Consider the following 15957-nt stretch of genomic DNA (forward strand, 5'->3'; position numbering starts at 1 on the left):
GGGCTCACTCGCCAATAGGCAACTGCACACAAAAGTGAATAAAACTATCATCCAGTCTCACGGAAATGTCGCCGCCAATAGCCTTAATCAGTACAGACACAATGGTTAAGCCTAACCCGAAATTCTCAGTGGACGTTCTGGCAGCGTCTTTCTGCCATAAAGGTTCGAAGAACTGATTGAGATCCTTTTCAGAATAGTCGTCTGCAGGAATATTACTGATATGTACCTGCAATGCGCTGTGAGAGTGCTTTTCGATTCGGCACTTTACCGTTGTTTGAGGCTTACTGTGTTGCAGGGAATTGGCAAGCAAATTGGTAAACACCGACTCCAGTGCAAACTGATTGCTAGTGATTTCAAATGCAATACCCTCTTCAGCAATCAACTCAATTCTATTGGTGTTTTGATGGCGAACAATATGCTCTAGCAGTGCTTGAATATTGACCACAGTGGAACAATCGAGTTGTTTACCGGAATAACCATGAATGGTCAGGATTCCGCTAATAATCGATTTCATCCTTTGTGCAATCGACAACACTTCGGGTTTAAACGACGCCTCCAGCAATTCGTCACCCGGGAATCGCAAGGCAATTTCAGCCAATGTTGTTAACTCTGTAACCGGTGTTTTGAGTTCATGCGCAATATCAGAGGTCAGCCGTTTTTGCTGTTCGTAGAGCCTCAAATTTTCGATTATGAAACGATTTATACTGTTCACAATTGGCTGCAGTTCTTCTACTGATCTATCCAGTGACAAACTCAGATTTTCACTGCCGAAATTTAGCCTACTAATTTTTGAATTAAGCTCACTCAGTGGGTTAAGTGCGTAGGTAACCGTGTTTTTTACCGTGAACCGAATAATCAATGGCACCAGAATTAATGCCAGAATAAAAGAACCATCTATTAACCAAAGTGCGTAGTACAACTCTTCCGTTGACGCAGCGTAAGCGAGAGTCATTGTATTGCGTGGAGTGTCACCCTGCTGTTGGTAGAAATCAGCACGTTTGTCTGAGTCGATCTGCGGAATAAAGCGAATATAGGCAATCCGCCCCGTTCTGCCGTCGGGCAAGGTGTAATCTTCCAGATGAAATGTATCGAGTGGCAGATCCACAAATAACAGTGAATTCTCGCTCACCAAACTCAACGTATCGGACTTTTCGAAAATCTCACTGTTGCGCCATAACTGGAAATATTCCGGATCACCCGTACCTTCAAACTCCGGCATAAACTCACCGGCAAAATCAAATTCAACACCTTCTGCATCTTCCTTGACCAGGGTTTCCAGCATACCGACTTTTTCTAACATCGATTTATTAAATTGATTTTCAATCCAGCCATCCACTGCAACATCGGCAATAATTAATACCGAGATCACCAATACTGAAATGGCCAGTGACAGACGTCGGGTCAGCGTTTTATAAATTGATCTCATGTATTCTCAGTAACGATATAGCCGAATCCGCGTTTACTTTTCACAGGTAATTCGCCTCCCAACTCCCTGACTTTGCGACGCACACAAGAAAGGTGAACTTCGATAGCATTTTTTGAAATACTGTCGTAGCTTCCTGCTATTGATTCGCTGAGGCGTTCGGGTGTTATCACCCGTGTTTTGTTCAGGAAAATACATTCGATTATCTTAAATTCGTTGGGTGTAAGCTCCAGTTGCTCACCTTTGTAGCGCATTACCTTGCTATTCAAATCAAGGGCAAAATCATTCACAACAACTTCGTCATTACTGTAAAGCAGCTTGCCTCTGCGCATCAGATTGATCAAACGCACGGTTAACTCATCGAAGGAAAACGGCTTGGATAAATAATCATCCGCACCTGCCAGAATACCGCTGACTTTGTCGTCTGGGTCAGATTTAGCAGATAGGATCAAAATGCGAATTTCTACGTTCTGCTTTCTAACGACCTTCAGTATTTCCATGCCATTCAGGTGAGGCAGCATCAGATCTAAAATTAAAATGTCATAGTCGCCAATCAGGGCCATATTCAGCCCCTCTGTGCCCGTTGCGGCTGTGTCTACGGCATAGCCTAGTTTTTGTAATCCAACGGTCAGGCTCTTCCTTAGCGCATCAGAATCCTCAATCAGTAAAATTCGCATATTCTGTTTATTTAAATTGCTCCGATAAAGAGTGTAGCTCTGTATTCTTAAGTTTGTCTGAAGACCGCGGCTAACTAAGTATCACAAGGTATTTATCAGCGATTCTTCAGACAAACCTAAGAATAACCGGCTCATCTGGCGATTTGCTTGCGGTCTCACAAAGGTAAATAGCGTTCAACTCTGATTTAGTGGTATCAACAAGATACTCCCTAACAATTTTCCATGGCTCTCACCAAGCGTTTTAACCTAATAGATTGTTGTTATTACAGTTATAAATTAATAACCGCATTCAAAGTTAAGCTTAAGTGTTTCCACAGCGTTGTTACCTAGCATTAATGCAATATGTTTTAGTGCGAGGTAGTTGTGTTCGCAACGTTATCTAAAAAGCGGCGGTTTACCAATTCACAGTTGTTAGTGATCACCAGCGTCTTCTTTACTGTTGTTGTAAACTTCCCCTTTTTAAAAGCGGTGTATCTTGCTTCATCGCCATCAACAATCGGCGACTGGCTATTTCTTCTTTCCGTGCCAGTGTTGCTTTGCTCGTTATTACTCATTTTCTTCACGTTGTCCGGCGCACTTTTCTTTACCAAAACCGTGTTAGCTATTCACATAATAGTGTCTTCTCTGCTTTTGTACGGCACCTTGGTGTACGGCACGCTATTTGACACAAGCATGATTCAGAACGTGGTTGAAACCGACTCAGGTGAAGCCCTTTCTTATCTCAACATGAGCCTGGTTATCTTTTTTATTGGGCTGGGGCTGCTACCTGTATTTGCCATTTTTACTCAGCAAATCAAGGGAGCATTCACTACAAATATAAAAATGCTGCTGAAGGTTAATTTGCTTGCAATGCTGGCTATCGCGGTTATTGCTACCACGCTTTACAAAGATTATGCCGCTATAGGCCGCAACAATAAGGGACTGATTAAATTTGTAACGCCATTGGCATTTTACGACTCTGGCTACAAATTTTTACGTGATACTTATCTGTACCCACCGCTGCCCTATCGAATTTTAGACAGTCACCCAGCCATAGCAGAAAAAGCAAATAATACGCCGGTAACACTGATAGTGGTGGTAGGTGAAACAGCCAGAGCAGATAAATTCAGTTTAAATGGCTATGCCCGAAACACCAATCCCAGGCTGGAAGCGCTGGATGTTGTTAGTTTTCAAAACGTGGATTCGTGCGGCACGGCCACGGCCATTTCAGTACCCTGCATGTTTTCCAGACTTGGCAGAGAAAAATACAACAGCCGTTTGGCATCCAGCCAGGACAACGCGCTGGATATTATTCACAGGGCGGGTTACCACGTTGAATGGATAGATAACAATAGCAGTTGCAAAGGGGTTTGCACGCGAATCCCCAATACACCGTATGATCCCAACCGAAACAGTCAGTTTTGCGATGGCCGGTACTGTAAGGATGAGATACTGCTGACACAACTATCCCAGGCACTCGCCGCTCACTCCAACAAAAAGCCCCGGGTCATTGTGCTTCATACTATTGGTTCACATGGCCCAACGTACTATCAACGCTATCCTGATCCATATCGACAATTCATACCAGATTGTCCGCGCAGCGATATTCAAAACTGCGATCTGCAGCAGCTTACTAATACCTACGACAACACCATTTTGTACGCAGACTTTATTCTTTCCAGTGTGATAGAGCAGCTTAAAAACATACCCAATTCTGCACTGCTTTATATTTCCGACCATGGCGAATCATTAGGCGAAAAAGGACTCTATTTACACGGTTTCCCCTATAGCATTGCTCCCTCTGAGCAAACGCATGTACCGCTGATTTACTGGAGTCAGGGACTGGAAGACGCGAGTTATCGAGAATGTGTGTCTGAACAAGCTGGTAAATCGCTGTCGCACGATAATATATACGACACGTTACTGGGATTAACGGCTGTAAACAGCACCACTTACCAACCAGAAATGGATGTTTTCTCAATATGCCGATAAACAAAGAAACGCACTTCGACACCTCGAATAAACCGTCCGGATTAACGCGAATTGTATTAGCCATGGGCAACTCCATTCGGGCTATTCGCTGGCTTATCCAACATGAATCAGCATTTCGTCAGGAGATGTTGCTTTTATTTTTGTCACTGGTCGTCTTGTTTTATTGGGACATTGCGTTGTTAGAAAAGGCCGTACTGCTGGTTTCTATACTGTTTATTATGTTTGCCGAAATAGTAAATACCGCTATTGAAGCCACCATAGACCGAGTAGGACTTGAACTTCATCCGCTGTCGGGGCTTGCCAAGGATTTAGGCTCAGCGGCTGTACTCATTGCAATTCTTATTGGACTATTAAGCTGGGGAACAGTGATTATTACCCACTCAGCCTGATTGCAGGATAGCTGACTTATTGAATAGAGTTAATCACCCAGCCGCCATACAGCCCCGTAGGTACCACGGAAGCCAATAAACTGTTAAATTGTGCTGGCAAACTAAGTGTGCAATGGCCTGAATTTCACTTAGCGATATTTAACGCAAGTTGCATTGTTAGCAGAGGATTACCAAGCAAAATATGGATGTTGTTTTTAAAATCACGCTATTAGGCGTACTGCTTTTCTTTGCCGGATTCCAACTGTTTCAAACTTACATCAAACAAGTTAAAAAAATCGACATTGAAAATGTGGGCTGGTGGAATTTTAATATGATACTCAGAGGCTCCGCATTTGTGCTCTTTTTCAGCATGATGCTCTCTGTTACAGGGTTAACCATCGCAGTTGCGTTTGGCTCATCACTTTTCGAACACTATTGGAATCAGTGGTTTTAATGTGTTTAACCACGGGCTAAGTACATTCCTGCCTATTACCGGCGCAAAAAATACTCCTTAAATTGCAGTAATCAAGCCCCCCTGAGTGCGCTATCCCCAGATCCAAAATAGGGATAATTATACCCATAGCAATCCCCATCATTTAAGTAATGATAAATAGCATAAACCAAGGAAAGGAAGTGAAAACCGAACACAACTCAAATGCCAACTAGCGCTGAAATTGCGCTTAGTTCGAGTAATATTGATTCGTTCTTAAAATGTCTTTTCTTGGTCAAAAGCGGACATTTAATTAGATTCCTTTCAGTTGGACAAAAGGTCTTCGGGAAGTTTTAGTTTTTTGGGAGTATATAGCTCTAAATCAGTTTTAATCTCATCCCATTGACTTAAAAAATAAAACATCGACTGCGTTTTTAAATGAGCAAAATCTTTAAGATTATAATTCCACCATTCAGTTTGCTTTAACTTTTCTCTTTGATATTCATCAAATCGATATTTTATAACTTTTGCCGGATTACCACCAACAATTGCGTAATCAGGTACTGATTTAGTGACTACAGAATTTGCCGCGACTATAGCACCATTTCCTATGGTAATTCCCATCGATAGAGTAACATTCTGACCAATCCAAACGTCATTTTTCAAAACAGGATACGGCTTTTTTCCATTTATATTAAAGTAAGGTTTTTTGACGCTTTCCATATCATTATCTCGATAGTAGGAGTCTACAAATACTGATTGAGGTTTCCAGCCAAAATGCGAAGTGCTAACATGATCTATGGGGTGCTGACTATCTAAAACCTTTAGGTTCTCGCCTATACTACAATATCTACCGACTTTCATTCTCTCTGGCAAAGCCGAATGCGAGTAAGATTGAAAACCAAACGTACAAAGTCCACTAGTGACTGTAGTACCTTTACCTCCAATATAAGGAGATCCATAGAGCGCGGCGTATGGCTCTATCTCTATTGAGCTGTAGAACACAAGTTTCGTACCAATGCTCAACCAGCCTGTAGTATGTTTTCGCTCTAAGTATGTTTCGAAATTTGGAACCCACGCAGTAAAAAGACGATGTTCTTTTAACTTTGAAATGTGAGTTTCATTGACGTCAACAGTTACGGCCATGATCTTTATCCTTTGTCTTCTAGCAACTCCATGATTTAAATAATACCTTGTATAAGTTAAACAATCACTGCTTAGCTAGATAATTCGTCCCTGTGTTATTGAAAAGCCCTCAAACCACAAATAATTTTCATTCTCAACAATTACTTCAGTGACCAAAGGTTTTTTAGTAACTTCCGCTTTTCGCTCAAAACCGTCTTGAGCAATATGATACTTTTATACTTAGTAACGAATTACTCTTCGTTACCAGTCTCAACCGTTCCGATAAAGGGTTTTGATAAGGTGGTAGCCAAACCGGGTTTTAACCGGGCCGTGTACCGTTAGCACTTCTTTTTTAAACACTACGTCGTCGAACTGTTTTACCATTTGCCCGCGTCGGAACTCGCCCAGGTCTCCACCGCGTTTGCCCGACGGACAAAGCGAGTGCTTTTTTGCCAGCGCAGCAAAGTTCTTACCCTGTTTGAGTTGCTTTAAAATCTCCAGCGCTTCTTGCTCAGATTTCACTAATATGTGTACGGCTGCGGCAGTGGCCATTAGTTACCCTCAAATGTAATGTTTACGCAGTGGGTGCCATTATCGCGCGTTGTGTAGTGGTATTGCCAGCCCATGGCGGTAGTTAGCTGACTCACCATTTGTAAACCCAGGCCAAAGCCTAACGACGCTTGCGAGTCTGGCAACTCAGGCTCGTCGGTATTTTGATTAACTATGTCTACACCGGCTCCGTGCTGGGTGATGGTAACCGATCCGATGTGCGTATGCTGAAACGCATTTCGAATAAGATTGCCAAGTACAATCCGCACAGCTATCGGGCTTACCTGAAAGGTGTGTTCCTGGGTTTCAACCTTCACACTCACGTTTTTGCCTTGAAGCAGATACTGCAAGTCTTCACTAATGGTGTTCACCAGGGTGTGTAACGCCACCGGAGATGTGGCTAACGCGGAGTTATCCTGGCGATCCAGCCACAACAGCGTTTCGGTTAAGTCGGCCATGGTATGAGAGGCGTGCTCTATGCGCTTTAATGGCTTAGTGATTTTATCGTCTGGCGCATCGCGGCGTACCCGGTTAATAAGCTCCATACTACTGCGGATCACCGCAATTGGCGTGCGCAGCTCATGGCTGGCATGGCGCACAAAATTTTGCTCGCGCTTTAAACTGTCGTGAACCGACTGCATGGCTTGATATATCAGCGCCGCCAGCGAATTCAGCTCGGCGTATTTAAAAGCCGGTGGCGCGGTAGGAACCGGCGCATTTTGCAGGCTTGCGGCCCACTCCCGTAGTTTCTCAACTGGGCGGGATATCGATTTTTGCATCAACACTACCAGCAAGGTAAACAGTAGCAGCGCTACCATACCTATTACCATGATCCAGGCTTCGCGGGTCATATGAAATGGCGGTTCGTCGCCGCCATCCCGGGGCTTAAACATTTGTGACACGTAAACGGGCTTTGCATCGTCAAACTTTACTGCCAGCACAAATTCCGCTTCCGTTGGACGCTGAAAAATCGAGTTACGCTCTACGTGTTTGTACAACCTGAATGGCCTTATTTGAGTATCAGCAAACTGCTGTTGAATGCCTTCGGGTAAATCCTGCCATTCTGCGGCGATGGTATAGCTGAGCACCTTAACCGGCGCGCCGGGTTCAACTGGCGTTCTGCGTGCAATATCGATCATAGTGGCGCGCATCATGCCATCCATCCCGGCCAGAAACTGATTGGCCGACATCCAGGAAAACGTAGAAATAACCGCGGTAGCAAGCACAATCAGCGTAACAAACACATATTTACGCAAACTCACATTCATGGCAGCCATACTACAACTCCTGCACCGGCGACAGGCTGAATCCAACCTGAGTTTTAAAGTTAATTTCCAGTGGTACACTGGCAGTGCTTAACGCTTTGCGCAACTTATGCATATGCACCTTCAGGCTGTTACTGTCGGGGCTTTCTTCTCCCCACACCCGCTCTACCAGTTCATCCCGATCAATTGGGTTTGGGCTGGCGCGCATCAACTGTTCAAGCAACTTAAAACCGGTGGGCGAACAATGTAACTCAGTGCCGTTGAAGCTTACTGTTTTGCCCGACAAATCCAACACCATACCCGCCACTGCCAGTTGTTTGTTCTGCGCGCTGCGGCGTTTTGCCAGTGCTTTCACCCGCATCACCAGCTCTTCCATGGCAAAGGGCTTCACCAGATAGTCGTCTGCGCCCTGCTCGAAACCCGTGATTTTATCCTGTAGCTGATCGCGTGCGGTTAGCATAATGATGGGCGTATCGTTACCCTGCTCCCGGGCACGGGCGCATACCTGTAAGCCATCCAGTCTCGGTAGGTTGATGTCCAGTACCACTACCTGATAGCGATTATCGGCTAGCAACTGCAGGGCGGCCACGCCATTACTGGCGTGATCGCTCACTATGTCTTCCAGCTCAAGGTAATCCATTACATTACCAGCCAGATCCAGGTCGTCTTCAACTAACAGCAGTTTGATCATGGTGTGTTGACCCTTGCGCACTGCCTGAAGCCGCAGACAGTAGCTTTTTTATTCCCCGGCGGGCATCTTCGTTAATGAGGATCAGCGCCGGAATAAGCAACAGCGTAATAAACGTGGCAAACAGAATACCATATCCCAACGACGCCGCAGCAGGGATCAGGAATTGCGCCTGTTTAGAGGTTTCGCCCAGAATGGGATACAACCCGGCAAAGGTGGTAAACGAGGTAAGTAATATGGCGCGTAAGCGTCCCTGACACGCTTGCTGAATGGCGTCGAGAACGTCGCCACCGGTGCGGCGAATTTCGTTATAACGCGACACCAGTAACAGCGAGTCATTTACCACCACACCACTTAACGCCAGAATACCGTTTAGCGACAGAATACTCATCATCAGGCCATTGCTCCAGTGGCCCAGAATCGCCCCTACAATACCAAATGGAATGGCAGACATGATGATCAGCGGTTGAATGTACGACTTCAACGGAATAGCCAGTAACGCGTAAATGGCAATGAGCGCCATGATGGTGAGCGTTTTCATTGATGAGGTGGTTTCTTCCTGTTGTTCTGCTTCACCCGCAAAATGTACCGATAAGTCGGCGTGCTGGCGGGTTAACTGCGGTACCAGCGATTGATTCAGTGTTTGCACCAGTTCAGTTGCTGTCACCACGTCAGCATCTACCGATGCAGACACCGTTAGCGCCCGCAAGCCGTCGATTCGGGTAATTTGTTGTTGCTGGCTATCCTGAATAATATTCGCCACCACACTCAGTGGCACAACGGTGCCGTCGCTCAATCGCACACGTGCATTGAGGATGTCGGTGGCATTGCTACGGCTGTCTTCCGGGTAACGCACACGCACTTTCACTTCGTTTTTATCGCGCAAATAGCGCTGCACTATGTCGCCACCAAAGGCTTGCAACAATTGCTTCGACAAACTGGCGGTATCCATGCCCAGTGCCCGGCCCTGCGGTGTTAATTCAAAACGCATCATGGCTTCGCCCGGTGTTAATGACGACTCAACACTGGTTACCCCATTAATGTTACCCAATGCGTCGCGAAAGGCTTCCTCAGCAATCAGTAAGGTTTCTTCGCTCACGCTTTTCAGCTCTACGTTAAAGGCATCTACCATTTCACGGCGCGACTGAATTTTAAGCTGCTTGACGCCTTCCGGCGTACCCGCCAGTTCACGCCAGGTACGGGCCAAATCGTCCAGCGAGTAGGGCTTATCTTTCGCCAGCTCTACTACAATTGAGCCGCTTTGATCGCCAGTAGCCATCACCTGCAAGCTTTTAATACCTGAGCCTTGGGCGTTATTCGCCTGCGTTAACTTGGCGTCGGCCTGATTCAGCGTGCTTTCCAGCCATTGCATATTGCGCTCGGTTTGCCCGAAACTGGCGTCGCTTTGCAGCGTCATGGTCGCCTCAACGGTATCGCCCGGCATACTGGGGAAAAAGCCAACCCGTACCGTGCCATTCATAGGCATACCAATCACGGCAATAAATAAAGCCACAAATAACAGGATAACAGCGTAACGAAACTGTAAGGCATACTTGAGAGCTGGCATATACAGACGTTGGCTAAACCATTGTAATCCGGTATCAGCGCCGTCCTGGATCTTAGCCCAGCCGCGCGCTAAAGCGTGTGTTGGCTTTTTGTGGGTAGTTAAATGCGCCAGGTGAGCGGGTAAAATCAGCTTGGATTCCACTACCGACAGCAGCAAACAAATGGTCACTACCAAACCGAACTGGGCGTACAGATTACCCAGCATACCGGATATATTCGACAGCGCGGCAAACGCGACTACGGTAGTTAGGACTCCAAACAACGTAGGCACGGCCACTTTATGCGTGCCGCGGATGGTATTCGCCAGCGTATCGCCGTCGCGCTTGCGTGTGTCGTAAACCGACTCACCCACCACAACGGCATCATCTACCACAATGCCCAGCGCCATTATAAAACCAAACGTGGTCATTTCATTGATGGTGAGCGCAGCGAAGTTGCCGGTCATGAAGAACAGGGTTCCGAACAGGATAAATGGCAGGCCAGCCGCTACCCAAAACGCCACTCTCAGATTTAAAAACAGTGCCAGTACAATAAACACCATGGCAATACCACTGAGTGCGTTTTTGGTAAGTAGCGACAAACGCTCGGTGATCAGTGTGCTGCGATCGTACCAGGTTTCCAGCTCCACGCCTTCGGGCAAAATACCGCGCTCATGCCATTCGTCCACCAGCGCATTTGCCTGCTTTACAATCGACTCCACATCGCCGTATTCATCCATGATCACCTTAATACCATAGCCGTTTACACCGTTATAGCGCGATAAAGCATAGGCATCATCGGCAAACATATCGGTGATGTTAGTCACATCGCCTACGGTTAAGTAAGTGCCGCTGGCGTTTGCCAGCAGCGGGATACTGGCAAAATCCGCTTTGTAATAGGCCTGTTCTGAGGCTTTCAGGCGAATTACTTTGTCTTTGTTGCGCAAACTGGTGGTTAAAGCCGTTGCCGACTCTGCATTGATGGCATTGGATACGTCATCGATAGTGAGGCCGTAGGCCTGTAGCTTGGCTTCGTCGATTTCAATCGACATCATGTGATCAACATAAGAGCTGGGCGACACCTGACTGATACCGTCTTTGGCCAGCAACTCACGCTCTAATTGTTCACCCAATTGCTGCAAGGTTGCTGTGTCGGTATCGCCAAACAGTTGCACCCAAATTACGTGCTCCTGGCGGCGGCCTTTTGAAATAACGGCTTTCTCGGCGTCCGACGGAAAGTTAAAAATCGCATCGACCTTGTTTTTTACATCGGTCATCAGTGTGTCTAAATCGTAGTCGGTTTGCTTCTCAATTTGCACTGAGCTGCCACTGGCAGATGACGTAGAGGTAATGCGTTTTATACCAGGTACAGACTCCAGCGCGTTTTCGATTTTAATGGCAATGCCTTCTTCGGCTTGTTTAGCGTCACCGCTGTCGTAGGTCATAGAAACCGTAACAAAGCGCGGTTCCATGCTGGGAAACGCCTCTTTGCGCAGTTCGTTTACCGACAGCACGCCTGCCAAAATAACCGCCATCATTAATAAATTGGCAGCCACACTGTTGTTGGCAAACCAGGCAATGATGCCTCTGTGTTGCGTACTCATGACGACACTCCTACCACTTGTGGGCTCACCCGGGTACCAACCAAGTAACTGTTCAGTGGGCGGGCAACAATACGCGCTTTGGCAACGTTAGCCAGCGGCTCGATATACGCCTTGCCATCCGCCTGAAACTTCACCGTTGGGGTAAATTTGCTTAATGTATCCTGGGCATCCAGGTACCACACTTCTTGCTTTTGCGAGATGGCACTGGCGGGAATTTCCCATAACCCGTTATAGGTTTTGCCTGCAATGTGGGCGGTAACATAGGTGCCAAAGTACAACGGCGTTTCGCCTGTTAAAGGCTGCTGCACTTCAACTATCAGTGAACGCTGTCGTGAACTGGTATCCAAATGCTGCTCGATGCGCTTTACCTGACCTTGCCATTGATTCAGGCCATCCATATCTTCTATCACCACAGGCCACGACTCTGTGCCCAGTGATGCCACCGAAGGTAGGTTCTGCCACTGACTGGCCGACAACGGAATAGCAATCTCAGCTTCCGACGCTGAATACAACTGCGCGATACTGGTACCGGACTGCACAAAGCTGCCGGGTTGAATATCCCGGGTGATCACAACGGCATCAAAAGGCGCCACAATTTGTGTAAGCGCCAGCTCGCGCTCGGCGGTTTTTAATTGCGCTTTGGCTTCATCCACACTCGCTTGAGCGGCTTGTAAATAGGGCTCTCTTAATACCAACGGAGACTCTGGCTCCCCCTCTAACCCGGAGCGCTTCCAGTTGTCTCTGGCCTGAATGCCTTGTAAGCGCTCTTCTTCCAACGCGACAGTAGCGGTTTCAACAGCCGCTTTTGCAGAGGCTACTGCCTGCTGATATGCAGTGTCGTTCAAATACGCGATGATTTCGCCTTTGCGAAATAGCGCGCCGGTTTCAAAGTGCGGCGACAAACGCACTACCTCGCCACTCACTTGCGCAGTGAGCGATAGCAGATGTTTAGCGGCGACTTCGCCATAGCCATTCACTTTAGCCTGATAGGTTTGGGCTTCGACTTCCAGTACGCCTATAGCCGGCAAACTGGCTTCCTGCATTTGTGGGCCTGAGCCAATTTGCACTGGTGTATTTTCACCCGCCGCGGGCTTCGCCTGTACCGGGCCAGCATTGGCAGCACCCTGAGGCGCACCCGGAGGGCCAGCATGACCAGACTGCCCAAACACACTAATAGTGACTAGCACCAATACCACCAGTGCACCGGCGGTGCCAATAACGCGTTTTGCTGTTGAAGTCATGCTGATACTCCCAGGCCCAGTGCCAGGCCTAAACTAATTCGGTTAGATAATTGATTAAATTGCAGCTGTAACCGCTGGGCTTGCAGGTCGTAGGTTTGCTGGTATACCGATAGCAAATCCAAAATATCCACCAGCCCTTGTCGGTATTGCTGGGTATAGGTGTCACTACTGCGTTTGGCATTGGCCAGCGCGTCTGTTTTGGCTTGATACTGACGAGCCAGGCTTTTCTCTTGCCCAATGCCGTCCTGTACTTCCTTTACCGCCGTTAGCAACGTGCTTTGGTAGCCCCACCAACTGTTTTCTACCGCCAATTCCTGAATGTCGATATTGGCGCGCAATTCCCCGCCCTGAAATAACGGCGCAGTTAACTGCCCCAGCAAAGACCAAACCGGGTTAGTAAACAAAGCCTGTGAAGGTGAAGTTCCGGTATCAGAAAGCGCGGCAGTTAGACTAATAGATGGCAGCAATGACTTATAAGCTACCCGGGTGTTGTATTCCTGCGATTGGATATTGGCGTAGGCAGCCATTAGATCCGGACGGCGCGCTAAATCCTGCTCTGGCAGGCTGGTAAGTGGCAGAAGCACCTCAGGAAAATCCGTTGCCACCGGCAGGTCGCTTACCGTTAAGTCAGTTCGGCCCAGCAGTACCGCCAGCGCGCGTAACGACTGCGCAAGGTTTTCCTGATAGGCGGCAATGTTTGCTTCGCTGTTGGCCGACGAGGTACGAGCGTTGTCGAGATCTTCCAATGCACCAAGCCCAGTGCGATACCGCTTGAGGATCACATCCTGGTTATTTTTAAGCAACGCCAGGCGAGCCTGCTCATTGTTGATAAGCTGCTGATAATAGGCTACTTCCAGATAGCCGCGCATCACTTCTGCCACTAATGTATTGGTAACAGAGGTTAGCTCAGCGTCGCTGGCGGCAATTGCCCATTGTGTAGCCGAAACCTGATCGCCCAGTTTTTGCCAGATATCGGCTTCCCAGCTAACGGTAAGGCTGGCGCTGTAGCTGTTGTCGCTATCTTGCTGACGGGTGCCATTTAATCCTGCACTTACGCCAGGCAAGCGTGAAGCATTAGCAACCCGCTTTTGTGCTTTGGCCGTTTTTAAACTGATGAGTTGTTGCTGTAGACCCGGATTTCCGGCAAGCGCTTCGTTAATTAATGCTGACAAGCCAGGCACACTCACCAGTTCAGTGAGAGTGGTAACCGACTCTGCCTGTTCAGGCATTGCTTGCCAGGTTACGCCATTGCCCGTATTGCGCTGTGCGCTTTCGCTGTGGTCGCCGGTGTACTGACTGGCACAACCAGACAAGGCCAGCGCCAGGGATACCGCCAGAAGTGTGATTCGCATACCGATACCTGTCAATCATGAATGGCATCAGCATACCCCTCTCCCGGTTAATGCCGGGTTAACGGTTTACCCGTCAGACGGGGTTCACTTACAATGTAATGTAAAGTCAGGTAAATAAATTGAGTTAATTAGGGCGTGTTGACTTTTTACGCAATAATCCGCATTTTTGAGCCAGCTTAGTTACCACCAGTGTTACGAACAAAATAGTGATCACCGTTACCACCAACTCAGCGCTATCTGTAAAGCGCCAAACACTTTTGAAGTACCGCAGTAATCCGGTGGAAATACAAACCAGAAGCAGTAAGTAAACAACATAGCCCGCGATAATTTTAACGTTAGTTAGCATCGTGTTTCCTTGAAGAGGGGCATAGCCCCTCGATCTATTCATCCGTTGTCGAAGTTGTGCGCTCGGACATCTTGTCGCCAATCTTACCTCCAGCGTAACTCAGGCCTCCAGCGAACCCTCCCAGAGCAATCCCTCCAAGACCACTAGACAGCCCACCTACTGCACCGGCACCTATTGAAGCTAAGAATCCACCGAGACTAAAATCTCCCCAACAATGTTCTGCACAGCCACCTGAAACCATTGTTAATTCATGTTGCTTAAGTTCATTCATATGTCGTCCTCTATATTTATCACCCTTAATGGGTGAATTAAATTTAACCAAATTAACTGGATAAACTAACTGGCTTTGGGTCGTGTTTTTTAATTCATAACATGTATCTATAAATTTACTCAGTCACGCTATCGCGATGTTTCAATTAAAGAACAACAATCAAAAAATAAATAAAAGCATTATGTTATGCATTCAGGTATGTTAAATCAGTTAACAAACAGCAAAGGGAGTGGGATGTTGCGGGCAATCATTGTGTTGGGTTGGTTACTGTTATTAAACGGTTGTGGTGGTGGAGGTTACCCGCTGTCTGCCGACGCGGATAGTCGCTATCTACTGATTGCCGATGACGCCTTTGCCGGTAGTTCGGTGAATGTGCTGGCGGGCGTTAAACACACTCTGTTTACCCACGAAAACTATCAGTATGCAGCCTATTACAATGCCCAGCGCTATATGGTGCTGGCCAAGCGTCACACCAATAGCAACACCTGGCAAACACAGGTTACCCCTTTTACCGGCAATGTAGACGATGCTCACAACCACATTAGCCTGGCGGTAGATGCCAACGACTTTGTTCACATTGCCTGGGACCATCACAATTCGACGCTTAACTACGCGCGCTCTACCGAACCCGGTAGCCTGGTACTCGAACGCAGGCCAATGACTGGTGGTTCGCAAGCCAATGCGGATAGATTAGAAAACAGTGTTACCTACCCGCAATTTTACGCGTTACCTTCGGGTGAACTGCTATTTGCCTACCGGGATGGTGGCTCTGGCCGTGGCAACCTGGTGCTCAACCGTTACAGCCCACAAAGCCAAACCTGGCAACGGCTACATAATGCAGTGCTGGATGGCGAAGGCAAACGCAGTGCCTACTGGGATATGTCGGTGGATGCCAACGGGGTATTGCATTTAGCCTGGATTTGGCGCGAAACACCTGATGTTGCCAGCAACCACGATCTTGCCTACGCCCGTTCCTTCGACAACGGAGACAGTTGGCAACAATACAACGGCAAGCTGTACTCATTGCCAATTACAGAGCAAGCATCTGACGTAGTCATGCCTATTCCACAAAGCCACAAATTGATGAATCCGCCTGTGGTAAT

Annotated in this window: 14 protein-coding genes; 4 read left to right on the forward strand and 10 right to left on the reverse strand. The window is 47.4% G+C overall.

Features of this window, described 5'->3' with window-relative positions:
• Positions 1–4: 4 nt before the first annotated feature.
• Together ACLR2L_RS04415 and ACLR2L_RS04420 are read right to left on the reverse strand one after the other, a co-directional pair.
• Complete coding sequence (locus ACLR2L_RS04415) at positions 5–1426, reverse strand: ATP-binding protein (protein WP_413366043.1); 1422 nt, start codon at positions 1424–1426, stop codon at positions 5–7.
• A complete protein-coding gene (locus ACLR2L_RS04420) occupies positions 1423–2100 on the reverse strand; it encodes a response regulator transcription factor (protein WP_140961260.1) in 678 nt (225 codons plus the stop codon). Before ACLR2L_RS04420 ends, ACLR2L_RS04415 begins: the two co-directional genes overlap by 4 nt.
• A gap of 363 nt (positions 2101–2463) precedes the next feature.
• Here ACLR2L_RS04420 and ACLR2L_RS04425 point away from each other — a divergent pair, with 363 nt between their 5' ends.
• The 3 genes from ACLR2L_RS04425 (at position 2464) to ACLR2L_RS04435 (ending at position 4893) form a co-directional block, all read left to right on the forward strand.
• Positions 2464–4071 (forward strand): phosphoethanolamine transferase, encoded by a 1608-nt coding sequence (locus tag ACLR2L_RS04425; RefSeq protein ID WP_413366045.1) that lies wholly within the window; start codon positions 2464–2466, stop codon positions 4069–4071.
• Positions 4062–4460 carry a diacylglycerol kinase gene (locus tag ACLR2L_RS04430; RefSeq protein ID WP_413366047.1) on the forward strand — a complete coding sequence of 133 codons (399 nt, stop codon included), beginning with the start codon at positions 4062–4064 and terminating at the stop codon, positions 4458–4460. The genes ACLR2L_RS04425 and ACLR2L_RS04430 overlap by 10 nt, the downstream gene beginning before the upstream one ends.
• Positions 4461–4641: 181 nt before the next feature.
• Positions 4642–4893: a hypothetical protein gene (locus tag ACLR2L_RS04435; protein ID WP_413366049.1), complete on the forward strand. Its 252-nt coding sequence runs from the start codon at positions 4642–4644 to the stop codon at positions 4891–4893.
• Between the two features lie 300 nt (positions 4894–5193).
• Here ACLR2L_RS04435 and ACLR2L_RS04440 read toward each other — a convergent pair whose 3' ends face one another.
• The 8 genes from ACLR2L_RS04440 to ACLR2L_RS04475 form a co-directional block, all read right to left on the reverse strand.
• On the reverse strand, positions 5194–6015 hold the full coding sequence (locus ACLR2L_RS04440) for a CatB-related O-acetyltransferase (protein ID WP_413366051.1): 822 nt from the start codon (positions 6013–6015) through the stop codon (positions 5194–5196).
• Positions 6016–6264: 249 nt separating this feature from the next.
• Complete coding sequence (ppiC, locus tag ACLR2L_RS04445; RefSeq protein WP_413366053.1) at positions 6265–6546, reverse strand: peptidylprolyl isomerase PpiC; 282 nt, start codon at positions 6544–6546, stop codon at positions 6265–6267.
• Complete coding sequence (locus tag ACLR2L_RS04450; protein ID WP_413366055.1) at positions 6546–7820, reverse strand: sensor histidine kinase; 1275 nt, start codon at positions 7818–7820, stop codon at positions 6546–6548. Before ACLR2L_RS04450 ends, ppiC begins: the two co-directional genes overlap by 1 nt.
• Position 7821: 1 nt before the next feature.
• Positions 7822–8499 (reverse strand): response regulator transcription factor, encoded by a 678-nt coding sequence (locus tag ACLR2L_RS04455; protein ID WP_140961845.1) that lies wholly within the window; start codon positions 8497–8499, stop codon positions 7822–7824.
• Positions 8477–11644, reverse strand: coding sequence for an efflux RND transporter permease subunit (locus ACLR2L_RS04460; protein ID WP_413366058.1), 3168 nt, complete (start codon positions 11642–11644; stop codon positions 8477–8479). The genes ACLR2L_RS04455 and ACLR2L_RS04460 overlap by 23 nt, the downstream gene beginning before the upstream one ends.
• On the reverse strand, positions 11641–12885 hold the full coding sequence (locus ACLR2L_RS04465; protein ID WP_413366060.1) for an efflux RND transporter periplasmic adaptor subunit: 1245 nt from the start codon (positions 12883–12885) through the stop codon (positions 11641–11643). Before ACLR2L_RS04465 ends, ACLR2L_RS04460 begins: the two co-directional genes overlap by 4 nt.
• Positions 12882–14237: a TolC family protein gene (locus ACLR2L_RS04470; protein WP_413366062.1), complete on the reverse strand. Its 1356-nt coding sequence runs from the start codon at positions 14235–14237 to the stop codon at positions 12882–12884. Before ACLR2L_RS04470 ends, ACLR2L_RS04465 begins: the two co-directional genes overlap by 4 nt.
• 124 nt (positions 14238–14361) lie before the next feature.
• The gene (locus ACLR2L_RS04475; RefSeq protein WP_413366064.1) at positions 14362–14583 is read right to left on the reverse strand and encodes a hypothetical protein; all 222 of its coding nucleotides are present in this window, start codon (positions 14581–14583) and stop codon (positions 14362–14364) included.
• Between the two features lie 469 nt (positions 14584–15052).
• Here ACLR2L_RS04475 and ACLR2L_RS04480 point away from each other — a divergent pair.
• Positions 15053–15957 (forward strand): BNR repeat-containing protein (locus tag ACLR2L_RS04480; RefSeq protein ID WP_413366066.1); only part of this gene is annotated, 905 nt, incomplete at its 3' end.

Source organism: Alteromonas sp. AMM-1 (assembly GCF_047290655.1).
GTDB classification, from domain to species: Bacteria; Pseudomonadota; Gammaproteobacteria; order Enterobacterales; family Alteromonadaceae; genus Alteromonas; species Alteromonas mangrovi.

Bases quoted from the DNA above. Each gene is read 5' to 3' on its own strand.
- ACLR2L_RS04430 (WP_413366047.1), top strand. From the start codon at position 4,062: ATGCCGATAAACAAAGAAACGCACTTCGACACCTCGAATAAACCGTCC.
- ACLR2L_RS04415 (WP_413366043.1), bottom strand. From the start codon at position 1,426: ATGAGATCAATTTATAAAACGCTGACCCGACGTCTGTCACTGGCCATT.
- ACLR2L_RS04435 (WP_413366049.1), top strand. From the start codon at position 4,642: ATGGATGTTGTTTTTAAAATCACGCTATTAGGCGTACTGCTTTTCTTT.
- ACLR2L_RS04465 (WP_413366060.1), bottom strand. From the start codon at position 12,885: ATGACTTCAACAGCAAAACGCGTTATTGGCACCGCCGGTGCACTGGTG.
- ACLR2L_RS04470 (WP_413366062.1), bottom strand. From the start codon at position 14,237: ATGCGAATCACACTTCTGGCGGTATCCCTGGCGCTGGCCTTGTCTGGT.
- ACLR2L_RS04440 (WP_413366051.1), bottom strand. From the start codon at position 6,015: ATGGCCGTAACTGTTGACGTCAATGAAACTCACATTTCAAAGTTAAAA.
- ACLR2L_RS04460 (WP_413366058.1), bottom strand. From the start codon at position 11,644: ATGAGTACGCAACACAGAGGCATCATTGCCTGGTTTGCCAACAACAGT.
- ACLR2L_RS04420 (WP_140961260.1), bottom strand. From the start codon at position 2,100: ATGCGAATTTTACTGATTGAGGATTCTGATGCGCTAAGGAAGAGCCTG.
- ppiC (WP_413366053.1), bottom strand. From the start codon at position 6,546: ATGGCCACTGCCGCAGCCGTACACATATTAGTGAAATCTGAGCAAGAA.
- ACLR2L_RS04455 (WP_140961845.1), bottom strand. From the start codon at position 8,499: ATGATCAAACTGCTGTTAGTTGAAGACGACCTGGATCTGGCTGGTAAT.
- ACLR2L_RS04450 (WP_413366055.1), bottom strand. From the start codon at position 7,820: ATGGCTGCCATGAATGTGAGTTTGCGTAAATATGTGTTTGTTACGCTG.
- ACLR2L_RS04475 (WP_413366064.1), bottom strand. From the start codon at position 14,583: ATGCTAACTAACGTTAAAATTATCGCGGGCTATGTTGTTTACTTACTG.